This window comes from Streptomyces sp. NPDC043996 (assembly GCF_056435225.1).
In genome coordinates, this window is the sequence record NZ_JBWKEY010000005.1 from 546,161 (window position 1) to 564,759 (window position 18,599).

13 protein-coding genes are annotated in these 18,599 nt (G+C 73.1%); 8 read left to right on the forward strand and 5 right to left on the reverse strand.

Annotated features, from left to right (window positions below):
• Positions 1-163: 163 nt before the first annotated feature.
• Positions 164-1,321, forward strand: a complete 1,158-nt coding sequence (locus tag AC07A4_RS16470; RefSeq protein WP_478598565.1) for an ROK family glucokinase — start codon at positions 164-166, stop codon at positions 1,319-1,321.
• Complete coding sequence (locus tag AC07A4_RS16475; RefSeq protein WP_478598568.1) at positions 1,322-1,915, forward strand: sugar kinase; 594 nt, start codon at positions 1,322-1,324, stop codon at positions 1,913-1,915.
• A 15-nt stretch (positions 1,916-1,930) separates the two neighbouring features.
• On the opposite strand, the gene AC07A4_RS16480 is transcribed toward AC07A4_RS16475, so the two are convergent.
• The 3 genes from AC07A4_RS16480 to AC07A4_RS16490 all read right to left on the reverse strand — a co-directional run bounded on the left by AC07A4_RS16480 (position 1,931) and on the right by AC07A4_RS16490 (position 6,015).
• Positions 1,931-2,923 (reverse strand): ornithine cyclodeaminase family protein, encoded by a 993-nt coding sequence (locus AC07A4_RS16480; RefSeq protein WP_478598570.1) that lies wholly within the window; start codon positions 2,921-2,923, stop codon positions 1,931-1,933.
• 64 nt (positions 2,924-2,987) lie between these two features.
• Positions 2,988-3,785: an LmbU family transcriptional regulator gene (locus AC07A4_RS16485; RefSeq protein ID WP_478598573.1), complete on the reverse strand. Its 798-nt coding sequence runs from the start codon at positions 3,783-3,785 to the stop codon at positions 2,988-2,990.
• Positions 3,786-4,371: 586 nt separating this feature from the next.
• Positions 4,372-6,015 (reverse strand): AfsR/SARP family transcriptional regulator, encoded by a 1,644-nt coding sequence (locus AC07A4_RS16490; protein WP_478598576.1) that lies wholly within the window; start codon positions 6,013-6,015, stop codon positions 4,372-4,374.
• Positions 6,016-6,809: 794 nt separating this feature from the next.
• Here AC07A4_RS16490 and AC07A4_RS16495 point away from each other — a divergent pair.
• The 4 genes from AC07A4_RS16495 to AC07A4_RS16510 all read left to right on the forward strand — a co-directional run bounded on the left by AC07A4_RS16495 (position 6,810) and on the right by AC07A4_RS16510 (position 10,246).
• Entirely contained in the window at positions 6,810-7,397 is a 588-nt protein-coding gene (locus tag AC07A4_RS16495; RefSeq protein ID WP_478598958.1) for a condensation domain-containing protein, read from the forward strand.
• A gap of 10 nt (positions 7,398-7,407) precedes the next feature.
• Positions 7,408-8,703: a bifunctional 3-oxoadipate enol-lactonase/4-carboxymuconolactone decarboxylase PcaDC gene (gene pcaDC / locus AC07A4_RS16500; protein WP_478598578.1), complete on the forward strand. Its 1,296-nt coding sequence runs from the start codon at positions 7,408-7,410 to the stop codon at positions 8,701-8,703.
• Between the two features lie 44 nt (positions 8,704-8,747).
• The gene (locus AC07A4_RS16505) at positions 8,748-9,380 is read left to right on the forward strand and encodes an MBL fold metallo-hydrolase (protein ID WP_478598960.1); all 633 of its coding nucleotides are present in this window, start codon (positions 8,748-8,750) and stop codon (positions 9,378-9,380) included.
• An 86-nt stretch (positions 9,381-9,466) separates the two neighbouring features.
• A complete protein-coding gene (locus AC07A4_RS16510; protein WP_478598580.1) occupies positions 9,467-10,246 on the forward strand; it encodes an exodeoxyribonuclease III in 780 nt (259 codons plus the stop codon).
• Positions 10,247-10,265: 19 nt separating this feature from the next.
• On the opposite strand, the gene AC07A4_RS16515 is transcribed toward AC07A4_RS16510, so the two are convergent.
• Both AC07A4_RS16515 and AC07A4_RS16520 read right to left on the reverse strand, forming a co-directional pair.
• Complete coding sequence (locus tag AC07A4_RS16515) at positions 10,266-13,346, reverse strand: amino acid adenylation domain-containing protein (RefSeq protein WP_478598583.1); 3,081 nt, start codon at positions 13,344-13,346, stop codon at positions 10,266-10,268.
• Positions 13,347-13,399: 53 nt separating this feature from the next.
• Positions 13,400-13,774, reverse strand: coding sequence for a nuclear transport factor 2 family protein (locus tag AC07A4_RS16520; protein WP_478598586.1), 375 nt, complete (start codon positions 13,772-13,774; stop codon positions 13,400-13,402).
• Positions 13,775-14,439: 665 nt separating this feature from the next.
• Here AC07A4_RS16520 and AC07A4_RS16525 point away from each other — a divergent pair.
• Entirely contained in the window at positions 14,440-16,671 is a 2,232-nt protein-coding gene (locus AC07A4_RS16525; protein ID WP_478598588.1) for an FAD/NAD(P)-binding protein, read from the forward strand.
• A 59-nt stretch (positions 16,672-16,730) separates the two neighbouring features.
• On the forward strand, positions 16,731-18,587 hold the full coding sequence (locus tag AC07A4_RS16530; RefSeq protein WP_478598590.1) for a non-ribosomal peptide synthetase: 1,857 nt from the start codon (positions 16,731-16,733) through the stop codon (positions 18,585-18,587).
• Positions 18,588-18,599: the final 12 nt, after the last annotated feature.

Genomic DNA, 18,599 nt, shown 5'->3' on the forward strand with positions numbered 1-18,599 from the left:
ACTGCGCGCTCAGCGCGCGAAAAGCCGCAGACGCGTCTGCTCAGCACTCGGCAGACGCGTCTGCGGCTTTTCGCTGGTTGCTCGCGCAGTTCCCCGCGCCCCCTACGGGGCACCCCGGTCCCCGTTGTGCGCGCCCCCGCGAGCGTGAGGCAGAATCGGCCCGATGAGCACCTACCGCGACCTCACGCACCGCGGCTCCGCACGAGCCACCGTCCTGCGGACCGTGGGCACGCGTGAGCGCCGTTCGCACCTGACGGCCCCCCGCGTCCCCACCGTCGGCATCGACATCGGCGGCACGAAGGTGATGGCGGGCGTCGTGGACGCCGACGGCAACATCCTGGAGACGCTGCGCACGGAGACGCCGGACAAGTCCAAGAGCCCCAAGGTCGTCGAGGACACCATCGTCGAGCTGGTCCTGGACCTGTCCGACCGGCACGACGTGCACGCCGTCGGCATCGGCGCCGCGGGCTGGGTCGACGCGGACAGAAACCGCGTCCTGTTCGCCCCGCACCTGTCCTGGCGCAACGAACCCCTGCGCGACCGCATCTCGGGCCGCCTCGCGGTGCCCGTGCTCGTCGACAACGACGCGAACACCGCCGCGTGGGCCGAGTGGCGCTTCGGCGCCGCCCGCGGCGAGGACCACCTGGTCATGATCACGCTCGGCACCGGCATCGGCGGCGCGATCCTGGAGGACGGCCAGGTCAAGCGCGGCAAGTTCGGGGTCGCGGGCGAGTTCGGCCATATGCAGGTCGTGCCCGGCGGGCACCGCTGCCCGTGCGGCAACCGCGGCTGCTGGGAGCAGTACAGCTCCGGCAACGCCCTGGTCCGCGAGGCCCGCGAGCTGGCCGCCGCGGACTCCCCGGTCGCGTACGGGATCATCGAGCGCGTCAAGGGCAACGTCCCCGACATCACCGGGCCCCTCATCACCGAGCTGGCCCGCGAGGGCGACGCCATGTGCGTCGAGCTGCTCCAGGACATCGGCCAGTGGCTCGGCGTCGGCATCGCCAACCTCGCCGCCGCCCTCGACCCGTCCTGCTTCGTCATCGGCGGCGGCGTCAGCGCCGCCGACGACCTGCTCATCGGCCCCGCCAGGGACGCCTTCCGGCGCCACCTCACCGGGCGCGGCTACCGCCCCGAGGCCCGCATCGCCCGCGCCCAGCTCGGCCCCGAGGCCGGCATGGTCGGCGCCGCCGACCTCGCCCGGCTCGTCGCCCGCCGCTTCCGTCGCGCCAACCGCCGCCGAGTGGAGCGCTACGAGCGCTACGAGCGGTACGCCCAGGCCCGCCGCGCGGGCGACCGCACCGCCCAGGGAACCCAGTAGATGACCGTCCCCCGCCAGCCCTCCTCGCCCGACCAGCAGGGTCCGCGGCGGCCCGCGGACCGCGACCCCGAGGACCGCCGCCATATGCTCCGCCGCCGCTGGCTCACGGCGACGATCATCGTGCTGCTCATCGGCATCCCCGCCGGATACCTGCTGATCTCCGCGAACCAGTCCCGCGACAGCGGCCGCGACAAGGAGAAGAAGTACTCCGCCACCGGCCTCACCGCGGGCTGGCCCTCCAAGGTCCAGCGCCGCCTCTACGACGTGCCGGTCCCGCCGTACTCGGCGGAGGTCGCCTACTACGAGACCAACAACTGGCGCACCAGCCGGCTGTACGTGCAGTTCCTCACCAGCAACGAAGGCCTGGCCCGGTTCCTGAAGGAGACCGGCACCAGCGTGGACAAGCTGGAGAAGGACGACATCACGATCAGCAAGCGCGACCGGAAGGTCGTCGGCTGGGAGTTCACGGGCCCCGGACCCTGGTCGGGCGTCAGCCACGACCAGGACAACCCGGCGCCCACCCAGGACATCGTCGTGAACCGCTCCAACCCCCAGCACCCCATGGTGTACGTGGTGTCGACGACGACCCCCTAGCGCGGCGGGGGCGCGTCAGGTGCGGCCGCGCCACCTCTCGTACGCCACCGCCGCCACCGCCAGGTCCTCCCACGCCATCCCGGCCGACTTGAACAGGCGCGGCCGCCCGGGCGCGACCGGCACCTCGCCGCGTACCAACTCGCCCAGTGTGCGCAGCTGGTGGAGGTCGAAGGCGCGGGCGGCGACGGCCTGTACGAGGTCGCCGCACTCGCGTTCCGCCACGGACCGGGACTCGGCGACGACCGTGGCCCGGCCCACGAGCCGCTCGTCGACCTCCCGTGCCTCCGGCTCGTGCGAGCCGACCGCCGCGACCGCCGCGTGCGGGGCCAGGAGCGCGCTGTCGAAGAGCGGGGCGCGGGCGGTGGTGCAGCAGCACACGACGTCCGCGCGCGCGACGTCCCGCGGGGCCGCGGCCGCCGCCGCGAGGCCCGCGTCGCGGCAGCGCCGCACGAACGCCGCCACCCGCCCCGGGTCGCGGCCCACCACGTCCACGTGCGTGAGGGACGGCCGCACCGTGCGCACCGCCGCCACGTGCCCCCACGCCTGCGGGCCCGTCCCGAACACGAGCAGCCGCCGGGCGCCGGGCACGGCCAGGTGCCGCAGCGCCGCGCCGGACACCGCGGGGGTGCGCAGCGAGGTCAGCGCGACGCCGTCGAGCAGCGCCACCGGCGTGTGGGTCGCCCCGTCGAGGAGGAGGTAGAGCCCCTGGATCCGGGGCAGTCCGCGCGCGGGGTTGTCCGGTGTGACGGTGGCGACCTTCACGCCCGTGTACGCCGTCGTCGCCGACGGCATCAGGAGCAGCTGCCCGCCGGGGACGCTCACCACGCCGCGGGCGGGCTCCGCCTCCGGGTCGAGCCCGCCCGTGGTGAGGGCGGCCTCGACGGCGGCGACGGCGGCGGCCATGGGGGCCGCGCGCGCCAGGTCCGCGGCGCCGACGCACGGCAGCGAGGCCAGCGGCTCCGCGGGCTCCGGCGGCCTTGGCGGTGGCGGTGCCGACGGGGAGTTCATCCAGTGATCCTCACCGGGGACGGCGGGCCGAAACCTCAACGCGGGCCGCGGCCGGGGCCGTTGTCTAGGACGCGTGCACGGGCGCCTCGCCTTCCGCCTTCGTCTCGGCCAGCGTCCGCACGACCGACTGCAGCACGCGGGCGGCCCAGTCGCTGCGGCTCAGGCCGAAGGTCTCCGCGATCCTGGTGACCTGGTCGAACTCGGTGACCGGCAGGTCGATCTCGATCGTCGTGACCCGGCAGGGCTGGATCTCGGCCGCCGCGACCCGCGCCCGGTCGGCCGGAACGCGCCGCTGGCCGACGGGAATCGGCGCCCGGGCCGCGACCCTCCTCGTGCCGACGGGGCGTGCGTGCGCGGTGCCGACGGCGCGCGCGGGTGCGGCCGCCGTGCCCTCGCGTTCGGCGAGGCTGGTCCGCACCTGCTTGCGCAGTTCGTTGCGGGACCAGGACCGCTGCTCCGCCTTGCGCAGCCAGTAGTCCTGCTCCGGCGTGGGCAGGCGGGCCACCTCCGCGTGGTGCGCGAAGCTGAGCACCTCGCGCCGCCGGTGGTGCTCGAACCGCCGGGCCACCCACGCGTAGTTGCGGAGCGTCTTGTAGTCGAGACCGGTCCGCTCGATCGCCTCGCGGTAGTGCGAGCTGTACGAGCTCTCTCCGTAGATCATCCAGTCCGCGAGCCACCAGAGAGACGAATTGGATACGTCTCTCAGCTGATTGCCGATCGCTTCCCATGATTGCCGGGTCAGGCCTTGGGGAAAGCTGATTCCCATTTTGCTCGGCGAGGCATTGGTGGCCAGCCGGTTGAGCAGCGATGCCTTTTGGGCAGTCAACGCCCCCAGCGGTAAGCCGACTTCAGCGGGAGTCATGTCGCGTGTCTCCAATTGGGTAAATTGCGGCTACCCCCCTGTGCATGCGAGCGTGTTGGCCTGCGCCCCCTGCCGACATCACGCCCCGTCAACTACGACAATCCCGAGTCGTATAGATCACCTAGTGCTAGATCGCTTAGTACGCTAGCCAGCGCCGTGTTGCTAACGCAACCCTGAATATTGGTACTGGCGGAAGGCCGGAGAAAGTGCTTTCCTGCCGGGCTTCGGCCGCGGGTCGCCGTCGGTCCTTGTCGCGCCGCGGCTCCATGGCCGCGTACCCGTGGAACGGTTCTTTCCCGGCAGTGGCGAGCCCATTCGCTTCCCGATCGGGAAGCGAATGGGCGGTGCGTGCGGCGGGATGAGGCTCGATGCCCCGCAATTCTATTTGCATATGCTATTTATGCTGGTCAACCCCTCTTTATGGAATGCCGGTCGCGCGCCCCTTCTCTGCCGCTGTCCCGTTGGCGGGACATTGATGGGCGCGCCCCCGTGCGGTCCCGGGGTGTCGGTGATATGTGCCCCGAATGCCGCGCGGTCCGTGGTGGAGTGGCTCCGGAATTAGGCATTCCGGAATGCTGGAACGGCCTCAACTCCTATGCCGCGCCGCCCTGTTCGTCCCCGGCTCGACGAAGTGCCGGTCGGTCAGCGCCTCCAGCGCCCGCTCGGCGCGGGCGGCCGGGACGCCGGCGAGCCGCGCGGCCTCCGCCACGTCGACGCGGTCTCCCCGGATCCAGCCGACCGCCTTGAAGAACCGCTGGAGTTCCGGCGTCAGCCGCTGGTACGACGAAAGGAGCCGGGTCGCGACGCTGCGGTCCTCCGCGCGCAGCTCGTCGAGGAGGCCGTCGCCGTCGGCGAGGCGGCGGGCCAGGTCCGCCACCGTCCAGTGGGGGCGATGGCGCAGGCGCGCCGCGGCGATCAGGATCGCCAGGGGCAGCCCGCCGCACAGCCGCACGACCGCGCCCGCGTCGGCGGGCTCGCGCCTGGCACGCGCGTCGCCGAGCGCGCGCGAGAACAGCGCCCGGCCCAGCTCGGGGGAGAGCACGGACAGCGACACCGTACGGACCCCGTCGAGACCGGCGAGCCGGTGCCTGCTGGTCACCAGGAGCAGGCAGTTGGCCCCGTCCGGAAGCAGCGGCCGGACCTGCGCGCTGCTCGCCACGTCGTCCAGGACGACGACGGCGCGGCGCGTGCGCAGGCTCGCCCGGCAGAGCGCGGCGCGCTCCTGGAGACCGGCCGGGACCTCCCCGTCGGGGACGCCCAGGGCGGCGAGCAGATGCCCGAGCGCGGTGGCGGGGCTCGTCAGCGCGCCGTCGCCGGTGTGCGCTCCCATGTCGAGGAACAGCTGCGCGTCCCGGTAGTCGTCGGCGAGTGCGCGCGCGGCCCGGACGGCGAGGGCGGTCTTGCCGACCCCGGGCATGCCGTCGATGACCACCGTGCCGCCGTGCGCGGGGCGCCCCGGCGCGGCGGCGCGTGCCGCGGCCAGGACCGCGTCGAGTTCGGCGGTCCGGCCGACGAGGTCCGGCGCGTCGGGCGGCAGGGTGGACGGGCCGTGCGGCGGGCCATCGGGCCGCGGCGCCGCGTCGTTCGCCCGAATCCGCTCGTACAGGCCGCGCAGCCGGGAGCCAGGATCGGTGCCGTACTCCTCGTTGAGGACCCGGCGCACCCGGTCGTAGACCGCGAGGGCCCGGGCGCGGTCGCCCGACTCCGCGAGGGCGCGCAGCAGACAGCAGGCGAGCCCCTCGCGGTGCGGGGCGGCCTCGACCAGGTCCATGAGCTCGACGACCAGCGTCCGGTGGCGGCCGAGGCCGAGTTCGAGCTCCACGCACTCCTCGTGGGCCACGAGCCGCTCCTCGTGGAAGCTCGCCGCGACGCCGTCGACGAACTCGCTGTGGACGTTGCCGAGGACCTGGCCGCCGCACAGGGCAAGCGCGTGCCGGTACTCGGCGACGGCCGCCGCCTCGTGCCCGCCGCGCGCCACCCGCTCGCGGGCGCGGGCGACCCGGCGCCGGAACGCCCGCAGGTCGGTGTCGCCGCAGTGGATGCGCAGCCGGTAGCCGGGCGGCACCGTCTCCAGCTCCACCCCCGCCCCGGACAGCTGTCGGCGCAGGTCGGAGACGCTGTTCTTGATCTGTTTCTCGGCCGTCACCGGCGGCGTCGGCCCCCACACGGCGTCCACCAGGCGGGCCACCGACATGACCTCGCCGTCGGCGACCAGCAGACACGCGAGCACGACCCTCGACCGGTTTCCCGGAAGGCTCCGCTCGATACCGGCGACCCGCACCTCAAGAGGGCCAAGTAAGCGAAAGTCAATGAATTCAGGTGAATCGTCTAACGCGTGGCATCCGTTCACTGCATCAGCCATTTCCGAGTGTCGCCTCCGCACCTCACGCGGCCATTCCCTGCGCAGTGCCGAATTCAGGGGGGAAGTCACGCTGTGGCACGTGCGGCGTCGGGAGATCGTCAAGTATGAGCAAGGGGGAGCGGTCCCGGCAACCGGCGCTGTCGCGCTGTCTCACGCGCGGGACACGCGCCACCGGGTGGCGGGACAACACGGCCACCCGCCCGGCGGGACCCCGGGAATTCCCCATGGCGTTCCGCTGGCCGCACCGAATTCCAGGCGGAGGCGCCAGCGGCCCGTGGGGCGGCCGATGCCGTCCCGGTGCGGGGCGCGGTCCCGTCGTGCCCGGCGCGGACCGGGTCCTTCGGCGTGCGCGGAGCGAGGCGTCGTCGCGCAGGGTCCAGGGACCGGTTCCGCCAGCGGGACCGGCCGCCGGGCGGCGGCGGGCCGCGGCCGCGGCCCGCCGGGCGCGGCTCGTCGAGGTCCGCCGACGCCGGTCCCGGGCCGCGGCCTCCGCCCGAACTGCCCCTGCCCGTATGGCCCTTGACCAGCGGTATCGCAGGGCGGCCCGGCAGGCGCCGCCCCCGGCGCGCACGGGTCCCCGGCCGCCGTGGCCGTGCGCCTGACGGTGGGAGGTCGAGGGGCCGCTCGACAGGGACGTACGGGACGCGGCCCTGCGCCAAGCGCTGCGCGAGAACGCCAACCTCCTGTCCGCCTTCGAGGAGACCGAGTCCGGCGTGCGCGCCGTGCCCCGCGAACTCGGCGCGTGGCAGCCCTTCTTCGTCGACCTGAGCGGCGTTGCGGACCCCGAGGCCCGCCTGTACGCGGTGCTCACGGAGATCCAGGAGGAGCGGTTCGACCTCAGCTGCGACCTGTTGTTCCGGCTCGGCGCGATCCGGCTCGGCCCAGCCCGCTGGATCTTCTGCGTGCTCTTCCACCACATCGTGAACGACGGCCTCGGCTACAACAACTTCGCGCTGCGCTGCGCCGACCTCTACACCGCCATCGCCGCGGGCGAGCCGGTCCCCGAGCCCCCGCTCCGGGACGCCGACGCCGTGGCGAGGGAAGAGGCCGACTACCGGCGCTCGCCGCGCTTCGGCGAGGACGCGGCGTTCTGGCGGGACTACCTCGCCGACGAGCCGTTCGTCCTCCCGGTCACGCGGGGTGACGGTCTTCACACTGCCGCCCCACCTCGCTCACCACGTCACCCCGGCCCGCCCACCAGCCATTCACTCTCGGGCCCCGTTGCTCCGGCCGCCGCGCGGAGTGACTAGCGTGGAGCGGGTGAGTGAGACGAACACCCCTGCCCTTCAGTACCGCTTCGACGGCCCGGACGACGCTCCGGTCTTGATCCTCGGGCCGTCGCTCGGGACCACCTGGCATATGTGGGACCGGCAGGTGCCCGAGCTGAGCAAGCACTGGCGGGTGCTCCGCTTCGACATGCCCGGACACGGCGGCGCGCCCGCGCACCCGGTGGACTCCGTCGGCGAGCTCGCCCGCCGCGTCCTGGCCACGGTCGACGAACTCGGCGTGCAGCGCTTCGGGTACGCGGGCTGCGCGCTCGGCGGCGCGATCGGCGCCGAGCTCGCCCTGCGCGACCCCCACCGCGTCGCCTCGCTGGCGCTCATCGCGACCTCGCCGCGGTTCGGCACCGCCGACGAGTTCCGCCAGCGCGGCGTGATCGTCCGTACCAACGGCCTCGACCCCATCGCCCGCACCTCGCCCGAACGCTGGTTCACGCCCGGCTTCGCGGCCGCCCAGCCCGCCATCACCGACTGGGCCGTGCAGATGGTGCGCACCACCGACCCCGGCTGCTACATCGCCGCCTGCGAGGCGCTCGCCTCCTTCGACATCCGGGCCGAGCTCGCCAGCATAGGAGTGCCCACGCTCGTCCTGGTCGGCTCCGAGGACCAGGTGACGGGCCAGGGCGAGGCCCGCACCCTCGTCGCGGGCATCCCCGACGCCCGCCTCGCCGTCGTGCCCGGCGCCTCCCACCTCGCCGCGGTGGAGCAGCCCGCCGCGGTCACCGACCTGCTCGTACGCCACTTCGGCAGCGCCTGGCAGGCCGCGCCCGACATCAGCGCGACCGGGCAGCACGCGATCGCGGCGCCGCCCGTCAAGCCCGTCCTCGCCCCGCCGCCCGCCGCGCCCGCCGCCGAGATCGCGCCGGCGGAGCAGCCGGAGGCGGCCGAGGAGCGGCCCGACGCGTACACCGAAGGCATGAAGGTGCGCCGCGAGGTGCTCGGCGACGCGCACGTCGACCGGGCGCTCGCGGGCGCCGACGACTTCTCGTCGGACTTCCAGGACCTCGTCACGCGCTACGCCTGGGGCGAGATCTGGAACCGGCCTGGGCTCGACCGCCGCACCCGCAGCTGCGTCACGCTCACCGCCCTCGTCGCGGGCGGACACCTGGAGGAGCTCGCCTTCCACGTGAAGGCCGCCCTGCGCAACGGCCTCACCCCGGCCGAGATCAAGGAGGTGCTGCTCCAGACGGCCGTCTACTGCGGCGTGCCCGCGGCCAACAGCGCCTTCCGGGTCGCCCAGAGGGTGATCCAGGAGGAGACGACACCCCAGGAGTAGCGCACGGCCCCCGGGGGAGCAGGATGGGACGCATGACGACTGGTATCAAGCTCACGAAGCAGTCCCACGCGTGCGTGCGCCTCGAGAAGGAGGGCCGGACGCTCGTCATCGACCCCGGGGGGTTCGGCGCGGCCGACGCGGCCGTCGGCGCCGACGCCGTCCTCGTCACGCACGAGCACCCGGACCACTTCGACGAGGGGTGCCTGCGCGCCGCCCTGGAGGCCAACCCGGCCGCCGAGATCTGGACCCTGGCGTCCGTCGCCGACCAGATCGCGGCGGCCTTCCCGGGGCGCGTGCACCGGGTCGGCAACGGCGACACGTTCGAAACGGCCGGATTCTCCGTCCAGGTCCACGGCGAACTGCACGCCGTGATCCACCCGGACCTGCCGCGCGTCACGAACGTCGGCTACCTGGTCGACGGCTCCCTCTTCCACCCCGGCGACGCCCTCACCGTCCCCGACCACCCCGTGGACACCCTCCTGGTGCCCGTGATGGCCCCCTGGAACAAGATCGGCGAGGTCATCGACTACGTGCGCGAGGTCAAGCCGCGGCGCGCCCACGACGTCCACGACGCGCTGCTCACGGATCTCGCGCTGCCCATCTACGGCGCCCACATCGGCCGTCTCGGCGGCACGGACCACACCCGGCTCGCGCCGGGCGAGTCGACCGACCTGTGACCCGCGGCCGGTCCGCTCCCCGGAGCGGACCGGACCGATCCGGACCGATCCGGCGACTGTCACACCCGGCGGGTAGGTTGGGCGGCATGCGCATCGCCACCTGGAACGTGAACTCGATCACCGCCCGCCTGCCCCGCCTCCTGGCCTGGCTGGAGAAGAGCGGTACGGACGTCCTGTGCGTCCAGGAGACCAAGTGCACCGCGGAGCAGTTCCCCGCCGAAGCCCTGCGCGAGCTGGGCTATGAGTCGGCGGTCAACGCCACCGGCAGGTGGAACGGCGTGGCGCTGCTCTCCCGCGTGGGCCTGGAGGACGTCACCGTGGGCCTGCCCGGCGGGCCCGACTACGACGGGGCGCAGGAGCCCCGCGCCATCGCGGCCACCTGCGGCCCCCTGCGCGCCTGGTCGGTGTACGTGCCGAACGGCCGCGAGGTCGACCACGCGCACTACGCCTACAAACTCCAGTGGTTCGAGGCCCTGAAGGCGGCCGTCGCCGGGGACGCGGGCGGCGCGCTGCCCTTCGCGGTCCTCGGTGACTACAACGTCGCGCCGACCGACGACGACGTCTGGGACGTCGCCCGCTTCGAGGGCCTCACGCACGTCACGCCCGCCGAGCGCGCCGCGCTCACCGCCCTGCGCGAGACGGGCCTGACCGACGTCGTGCCCCGCCCCCTGAAGTACGACCACCCGTTCACGTACTGGGACTACCGCGAGCTCGGCTTCCCCAAGAACAAGGGCATGCGCATCGACCTCGTCTACGGCAACGAGCCCTTCGCCAAGGCCGTCTCCGACGCGTACGTGGACCGCGAGGAGCGCAAGGGCAAGGGCGCCTCCGACCACGCCCCGGTCGTGGTCGACCTCACCCTGTGACCCGGCGGGCGGGCGCGGGTCAGGCGGCCGCGGACAGCGCCTCCAGGGCATCGGTGAGCCGGTCGCGCAGCTGCTCGGCCTGAGCTTCGGACATCCCGTCCGCACGTCGGCTCAGCGCGAGGTCCCAGGCGCCGTCGGCCTGGGGGATCGCCTCGACCATCAACTCGAAGCCGGTGTGCGGCGGCCGGACGCGCACCGGCTCCGCGCTCACCCCCGCGCCGAGGCGCACCCGCGGCGGCCGCTGCTGCAGGATCACCCAGACCTGGAACCACGGGTGCCGGTCACGCCGCGGCCCCAACGACCGCACCAGCTCGTCGAACGGCGTACGGGCGTGCTGGAACCCCGACGCGACGGACCGGGCGCAGGTGGCCAGGAGCTCCGTGGCCCCCAGCGCGGGCACGTCCGTCAGCGGGATCGGCAGGGAGTTGACGAAGCAGCCGACGACCGACTCCAGATCGGGGCGGTGGCGTCCGGTCGACACGGTGCCCAGGCACAGGTCCTTGGCGTCGAACACCACGGACAGGGCCCTGCCGACCGCGGCGAGCAGCGCGGACACCGGGGGACCGCCGAACGCGTCCGCCGCGTGCGTCAGCCGGGCGACCGTCCCGGGGGACACCCGCAGGACCGATTCGACGCGGCGGGCCTGCGTCGCGGACTCGGTGGGGCGCGGCAGGAACGGCCGCGGCGGCTCCTGGAGCGCCTCCTTCCAGTACGGCAGGTCGTGCGCGAGCCAGGAGCCGAGCCGCTCCTGCTCCCAGCTGCTGTACGCGGCGTACGTGACCTGGGGCGGCGCGGCGGCGCCAGCGGCGTCCGGTTCCATGGCGTCCGGTTCCATGGCGGCGGCGAGGTCCTCCATGAACAGCGTCTCTGACCAGCCGTCGAAGGCCAGATGGTGCACGCGCACGCAGAACAGACGCGTCCGCTCGTCCACGCGGCACAGCCGCAGGCGCAGCGAAGGCTCCGTCTCCAGGCGCACGGGATCGCCCCACCAGTCCGCGGTGACCTCCTCGGCGAGCGCGCGCAGATCGCCGTGGTCGGCGTCGGCCGGGGCGGTCGTGTGTTCCAGGGCCACGGTGGCGGCGTCCGCGGGCAGGACGCGCTGGACCGGCGCGGTGCCCTCGTAGGGGAACACGGTCCGCAGGACGGGGTGGCGGGCGACCACCTGGAGCAGGGCCGCCTCGAACCGCTCGGTGTCCAGGTCGCCCGTCAGGACGTACGCGAGCACGACCGCGTTGTCGGCGTCGCCGGGGGAGAACTCCTCGGACAGCCAGAAGCGTTCCTGGGCCCGTGACACGGGGGCCTGGGACGCGGGTCCGTCCCCCGGGCCGGCGTCCAGCGGTCCCGGGCCTGTGTCCGCCGACCGCTCCCGGTCGCCGCTCAGGGCGAGGAGCTTGTCGAGGGTGCGCTGGCGGTACACGTCGGCCGCCGTGATGTGGGCCCCGGTGCGGGAGCTGATCCGGGAGGCGAGCCGCACCGCGTCCAGGGAGGTGAGCCCGGCGTGGAAGAGGTCCTCGTGCGCCGCGGTCCCCGGGCGGCCGAGCAGCTGTCCGACCTCGGCGAGCAGCGGATCGGCGACGGCGACGGCGTCGGACGAGGGGTCCGTGAGGGGTGCGGCGGCGGCGCTCCGCTCGAACAGGGCGCGTACCGCCGCGTGGTCGGCCTTGCCCGTGCCGCTCAGCGGCAGCTGCTTGAGGTGCAGGAGCCGGGTCGGCACCATCGCGTCGAGCAGCGTGCGGGCCGCGAAGTCGCGCAGCTCCCGCGGGTCGAGGGGCGCGCCGTCGAGCGTGGTGTACGCGCAGGCGGGCTCGGGCCGCCCGGGTGTGGTCTCGACGCGCAGCACACAGCTGCTGGCGATCGCGGGGTGCAGCTCCAGGGCCTTCTCGACCTCGCCGGGGGCGATGCGCACGCCGCGGACCTTGAACTCGCGGTCGGCGCGGCCCCGGTAGCGGTAGTCGCCGTCCTCGTCCAGGACGGCCAGGTCTCCGGTGCGGTAGTGGCGGACGCCGTCCAGGTCGAAGAAGGCGGCCGCCGTGGCCTCGGGGTCCGCGAGGTAGCGCAGGGCGAGACCGTCGCCACAGATGGCGATCTCCCCGATGTCGCCGGGCTTCGTGCGGCCGCCGGAGGAGTCCACCAGGGTCACGCCGGTCCGGGGCACCGGCCGGCCGATGGGTATCTCGGTGGACGTCTCGACGACGTCTTGGGCGCGCACGACGTGCGTGGTGGTGAAGATGGTGCTCTCCACCGGCCCGTAGCCGTTCACGACGTGCAGGTCGGGGAAGGCCGCGAGGACCCGGCGGACATGGGACGGCGAGACGCGTTCACCGCCGACGAGCAGCAGCCGGACGCCGTGGAAGGCCTCGACGTCCTCCTCGGTGAGCACGTTGAACAGCGAGCTGGTCAGCCACAGGCTGTTCACGCCGCGCCGCACCACCGCGCGCAGCGTGGCCGCGTCCAGGGCCGGGTGGTCCCGGTCGAGCAGGACGCAGCAGCCGCCGTTCAGGAGCGGGGCCCACAGCTCCAGGGAGAGACCGTCCCAGGGCAGGGGCGCCGCCTGCAGGAACACGCTGTCGGCGGCCAGGGGAATCGACGGGCAGTTGACCAGGGTGCGCAGGGTGCCGCGGTGGGGTGACATCACGCCCTTGGGCTGCCCGGTGGAGCCGGAGGTGAAGAAGACGCACGCCGCTTCGGTGCCGTCCTGAAGGGGCGGCGGCGCGAGGGACCCGGGCGCCCCGGCCGCGAGGCGCGCGAAGTTGTCCTCCGACACCACCAGGGACGCCCCGGCCCGCTGGATGACCGTGCGGGTGCGGGCCTCGGGCCAGGCGGTGTCGACGGCGATGTAGGCCGCCCCCGCCTCCAGGACGGCAAGCAGCGCCACCACCAACTCCGGTGAGCGTTCCATGCGTACGGGCACGCGGTCCCCGTGCCGCACTCCCGCGGCGCGGAGCCCCTCGGCCATGGTGGCGGACCGCCGCCGCAGTTGTGCGTAGGTGAGCACGCGGTCCCCCTGGCGGAGGGCGATCGCCTCGGGCGTGCGCGCGGCGTGGTGGGCGATGACGCGCTCGATGCGTTCGCCGTGTGCGTAGGGGCTGTGCGGGTCCATGGGGCATCGGTCTTTCGGCTAGGGCGCGCGGGGGGGACGGCGGTGACGGTCCTTCACACACGGATGTCGTCGAAGTACGTGCGGCGCGACGCGATCAGGACGCTGCCCGCCTCCTCGACCAGGTCGAAGAAGTCGCTGTAGGGCAGGTCGGTGCGCGAGCCGTCGCGGAGGGTGCCGGTGAAGCGCCCCTCGACGGCCACCCGTCGCCCCGCGTGGAACAGCGCCTCGACGACGTGCCGGCCCTCCGCGATGACGCGGCGCCTGGCGTAGAACTCGCGGAACTCGGCCATGCCCTCGATCACGGGGTAGCCCGGCCGCTTGTAGCGGATCGAGGGGTGGAACAGGTCGAACAGGGCGGGGTCCTGACGGTCGACGCACGCGTAGTAGCGGCGGATCAGTCCCTCTGCCGTGCTGTGGGTGGCCGTCATTCAGGGAGACTCCGTCCTTGGTTCCGTCAGCGAGAGCGGCACGGTCGGCCAGGCGGCTGTGGCGAAAGAAGGGGCGCGGTACTCCAGCGCGACATCCCACTCGCAGATAGCCCACACAAGCACGCGGAAGGTTAGCAGGCAATCGTCGCGTTGTTCTAAGAAGTTCCGCTCCACTTCAGGGAGCCAGGCGACTCGTCATTGTCGAGCCGTGCGATTCGTCATTGTCCTTACATACCGCTCCAGGGAAACTGACAAGCCGTCACAGATGCTCGAAGCTAGGCGGTTCCGTCCGTTTCGGGACCCTTTGCGCATGAAAACTAAGGGTAGTCAGGGTGAATGCTAAGAGCTACACTCGACCGATCGCGGCGCCCCTTTGGACATTCTTGAAGCACTGGAGGGGTGCCATGCGCTCGGGCGGAGTGTACGTTTACGCAGTCGTCGCTCCGTCCGGCCATTCATGTAGCCGAGTGCCATGTTGAGCGTGATGTCAAGGATTATCGCGAAGCGGGGGAGCGGTCAGCGCCCGCCGTCGATAACTGTCCTTGTGTAACGGGGGTTAGAGGATCAGTGCAGCCTGCAGTAAATCTTGCCAAACCGATGGGTATGTCCGAATCCGGTCCGCATGGGGAACGTGGAGGAGCAGCGGGTAGAAAGGCGTGGTTCTGATGCGCCTCGCGATCGTCGGGGGCGGTCCGTACTGCACCTATGCGATGGAGCGGCTCGCGGCCACCGTCGCCGCCCATGACGGCCCCCTCGAGCTGGACATACACGTCTTCGACCGCACCGGACGCTTTGGCGCGGGCGGGGTGCACAGCGATGCGCAGGCCCCCACGAGCTTCCTCAACCGCGTGGCCGGGCAGGTGTCGTTCGGCGCCGACGAGAGCGTCGAGGGCGCGGGTCCGCTGCTCCCCGACGAGCTCAGGCCCAGCCTGTACGACTGGTGCCGCCGCCGGTTCGAGGAGACCGGGGACCCCCGCTTCGACATCGACCCTGACGGATGGCCGAAGCGCTATCTGCACGGCCTCGCGCTGCGCGCGCAGTTCTCCGCGTACGTGGAAATACTGCGCTCCCGGCCCTCCGTCACGGTGACCCTGCACCACGGCGAGGTCACCGATATCGAGGACCTCGCCGAAAAGCCGGGCGAAAAGGGACCGTTGCTCCTCACCTGCGCCCCCGAGGGTGAGGGGCAGGACGGCGCCGCCGTACGGACGGCCGTTGACCAGGTACTCCTCCTGACCGGCCACTCCTACAACGACCCCGCCCGCGCCGAGCGCACCCGGGGCTGGGCCGAGTCCGCGGCCCGCGTCCCCGCCGCCCGATTCGTGCCCAGCGCCTATCCCCTGCTGGAACGGCTCACTCCGGATATTGCGGGGCCAGGCCAGGTGGTCGGATGCGCAGGAACGATGCTGACCGGGATCGATGTCATTCTTCATCTCACCGAGGGGCGAGGCGGACGATTCCGGCGTACCGCGGACGGTGAACTGCGTTACGTTCCTTCTGGGCGAGAGCCGCGTTCCATCGTTTCCTTCAGCGAATCCGGAATGTTCGCTTTCGCTCGGCCGCAGGAGACGAGTGGGACCGGAACGGGGAAACGGAAGCGGAAAGGGATATTCCTTACCGTGGCGGCCGTTGACCGATTGCGTGAGAAATTCGGCAGTGACCGGGTTCACATAGGTCTTGAGGTGAAACGGCAAATCGATTATGAGCGCCATCTCTTGCCGCTCATTGTCGCCGAGATGTCGCTGCTCTACTACGAGACCCTGTTCGGCGCCGACTTCGGGCGGCATCTCGCCGACGTCTCGGCCGAAGCGCGGCGTGATTTCCTCGAACGCACCGCGGGGACCGCGTCGTCCGGGGAATCCGTCCGCGCGCTGACGGCGCCGATCGAGCGCGCCGCAGCGGAGGCCGTCGACGCCCTGGAGGCCCTGTTCCTCGGCCGCTCCGCGTATGCCGCGCTCCGTGCCGAGGAGCGGCCCTGGTCGTTCGACGCCGCGCTGCGGCGCTACGCGGACGTGGTCTTCGCCGAGGGCGACCGGGCCCGCCTGGAGGCCGCGCTCGCCGACCCCGCCGAGGTCGCCTCGGTCATCTCCGGCCTGGAGTCGCCGACCCGGCACGCCGTCCTTCCCTCGGGGAACCTGTTCTCCTGGGAAGGCACCCTGAACCCGATCGCGCCGAGCGATCAGACGTCGCCCGAGCAGTACCGCAAGGCCATGCTCGAGTTCATGACGACCGATCACCTCTGGGCGCGCCAGGGGACGTTCGCCAACCCCGCCAAGGCCGCGGCCGACGGCGTCTGGCGCGGCCTGCGCCCGGTCGTCGTCCACGCCGTGAACCACGGCGGCCTGCACGCCGACGCGCACCGCGCCTTCCTCGGCAGCTGGCTGCGCCAGCACAACCGCCTCGCCTACGGCCCGGTGCCCGAGGTCATGGAGCGGATCCAGGCGCTCGTCGCCCACGGCATCCTCGACGTGTCCCCGGGGCCGGGGGCCCGGGTGGACACCGACGGCGACTCCCTCGTCGTCACCGGGCCGCGCACCGGCGCACGCCGCCCCGTCGACGTCCTGGTCGACGCCCGCGTCCCCGCCTTCGACGCCGCGGCCGACATCGCGCCGCTCTACCCGAACCTGCTGCGCCGCGGCCTCGTCCGCGTCTGGCGCAACCCGCACACCGGCGGCGGCGAGGACTTCGCGCCGGGCGGCCTCGACCTCACCGACGACTTCCGGGTGATCCGCCCGGACGGCTCCGTCGACGACCGGATCTCCGTGCTCGGCCCCGCGATCGAGGGCCAGCGGTTCTTCCAGGGCGGGGCGATGAAGCCGGGCGCGAACCACCACGCCCTGCGGAACGTCCTCAGCTGGCTGCGCACCTTCTGGAAGCAGGCCGAAGCGGCACGCTGACGCGGCCCGCGCACCGGACCTTCGCCCGTATCCGACCTCTCAAAGAGACGTCATTCGTCATGGACACCCACACGAACGCGCACTCCTGGGCTGAGCACGTGGCCGGAGTGCACCATCCCATCGGACAGCACGCCAAGGACCACCCCGACGCGCTCGCCGTGCGCGAGGCCACCACCGGACGCGAGCTCACCTACCGCGACCTGTGGCACCTCGCCGGTACGGTCGCCGGGCGTCTCACCGCCGTGGGCGTCGGCCCCGGCGACGCGTGCGGCATCGCCCTGGACCGCGGCGCGGACCTCGTGGTGGCCCTGCTCGCCGTGGCCCGTACGGGAGCCCACTACGTGCCGCTCGACAACGGCGCACCCACGCGGCGCTCCGCCGCCCAGCTCACCGGCACCGGCGCCCGCGCCCTCATCGGCGCGCCCGGCGACGGCGCCCGCGCCCAGGCACTCGCCCCGGACCTGCCCGTGGTCGAGGTGGCCCGCGAGTGGACGGGGGCCTCTCTGGGCGCGAGCCACCCGAGCGGCGCCGACGACGCGCTGTACGTGAACTTCACCTCGGGCACCAGCGGCCTGCCCAAGGCCGTCGTGGTGCCGCACCGGGCGGTGCGCCGACTCGTCGACGACCCCCTGTACTGCGCCGTCGCGCCCGGCACCCGCGTGGGCAACGCCGCCAACCCGGCCTTCGACGCCACCACGTTCGAGATCTGGGCCACCCTGTCCGCCCGCGGCACCGTCGTGACCCTGCCGCCCGTGGCCGCCGTCGGCCTCGACGCCTGGCTCGGCCTGCTGCGCGCCGAGCGCGTCGACGCGCTGTTCCTGACCACGGCCCTGTTCCACATGATCGCCCACGAGCGCCCCGACGCCCTGGGCGTCCTGGACACGCTGCTCGTGGGCGGCGAGGCCCTCAACCCCGAGGCCGCGCGCCGTGTGCTCGCGGCCGGGCCGCCGAACCGACTGGTCAACGTGTACGGACCGACGGAGGCCACCACCTTCGCCACGTACTACGACCTCACGCCCGAACGCCTCGACGCGGTCGACCGGGTGCCGATCGGCCACGCCATCCAGCACACCGCGCTCCATGTGCTCGGACCCGACCTGCGGCCCGTCGCGGACGGGGAGCGCGGCGAACTGTGCGTCGGCGGACCGGGCGTCGCGCTCGGCTACCAGGGCCGCCCCGACCTCACCGCCGAACGGTTCGTCACCATCCCCGGCGCCGCGGAGCTCGGCACGCTCTACCGCACGGGCGACGTCGTGAGCACCGGCCCTGACGGCCGCCTGGAGATCTTCGGGCGGCTCGACCGGCAGGTGAAGGTGCGGGGCTTCCGCGTCGAGCTGGAGGAGATCGAACGGGCGGCCGTGGCGACCGGGCTCGTGGACACCGCGGTGGTGGAGAAGTCCGGGGAAGGGGCGTCGGCCGCGCTAGTCGGCTTCCTGGTGCCCTCCGGCCGCGACGCCGCCGAACGGGACTCGGTCCCGGGGCGGTTGCGCGCCGCCCTGGCCCAGGTGCTGCCCGACTACATGCTCCCGGCCCGGTGGAGCGTCCTGGACGAGCTGCCGCTCGGCCCCACCGGCAAGGTGGACCGCGCCGCCCTGCTCGCGGCCGACACCAACGCCGCACCCGACACCGGGGCCGGGACGCCGCCGCTGCCCGCCGACGGCGAACTCCCCGAAACGGACCCGGACCCACTGCCCCGTGACGTGCTGCGCCTGTGGTGCGAGGTGCTCGACGTGCCCGACGCCCGCGCCGACGACAACTTCATCGCGTCCGGCGGCAACTCCATCCTCGCGATCCAGCTCTCGTCCCGCATCAGCGAAGCCGCCGCGGCCGAGATCGGCCCCGCGGACGTCCTGCTCTCCGACGACCTCGCCGCACTGATCGACGCGGTGCGGCACTCGACGTCCGGCAACGGCTGAGGGGCGGCGACG

What these genes read in the sequence shown, in the direction of transcription:
- AC07A4_RS16525 (WP_478598588.1), top strand. Translation starts at nt 14,440, where the DNA reads ATGCGCCTCGCGATCGTCGGGGGCGGTCCGTACTGCACCTATGCGATG.
- AC07A4_RS16470 (WP_478598565.1), top strand. Translation starts at nt 164, where the DNA reads ATGAGCACCTACCGCGACCTCACGCACCGCGGCTCCGCACGAGCCACC.
- AC07A4_RS16520 (WP_478598586.1), bottom strand. Translation starts at nt 13,774, where the DNA reads ATGACGGCCACCCACAGCACGGCAGAGGGACTGATCCGCCGCTACTAC.
- AC07A4_RS16480 (WP_478598570.1), bottom strand. Translation starts at nt 2,923, where the DNA reads ATGAACTCCCCGTCGGCACCGCCACCGCCAAGGCCGCCGGAGCCCGCG.
- AC07A4_RS16530 (WP_478598590.1), top strand. Translation starts at nt 16,731, where the DNA reads ATGGACACCCACACGAACGCGCACTCCTGGGCTGAGCACGTGGCCGGA.
- AC07A4_RS16515 (WP_478598583.1), bottom strand. Translation starts at nt 13,346, where the DNA reads ATGGACCCGCACAGCCCCTACGCACACGGCGAACGCATCGAGCGCGTC.
- AC07A4_RS16510 (WP_478598580.1), top strand. Translation starts at nt 9,467, where the DNA reads ATGCGCATCGCCACCTGGAACGTGAACTCGATCACCGCCCGCCTGCCC.
- AC07A4_RS16485 (WP_478598573.1), bottom strand. Translation starts at nt 3,785, where the DNA reads ATGACTCCCGCTGAAGTCGGCTTACCGCTGGGGGCGTTGACTGCCCAA.
- AC07A4_RS16475 (WP_478598568.1), top strand. Translation starts at nt 1,322, where the DNA reads ATGACCGTCCCCCGCCAGCCCTCCTCGCCCGACCAGCAGGGTCCGCGG.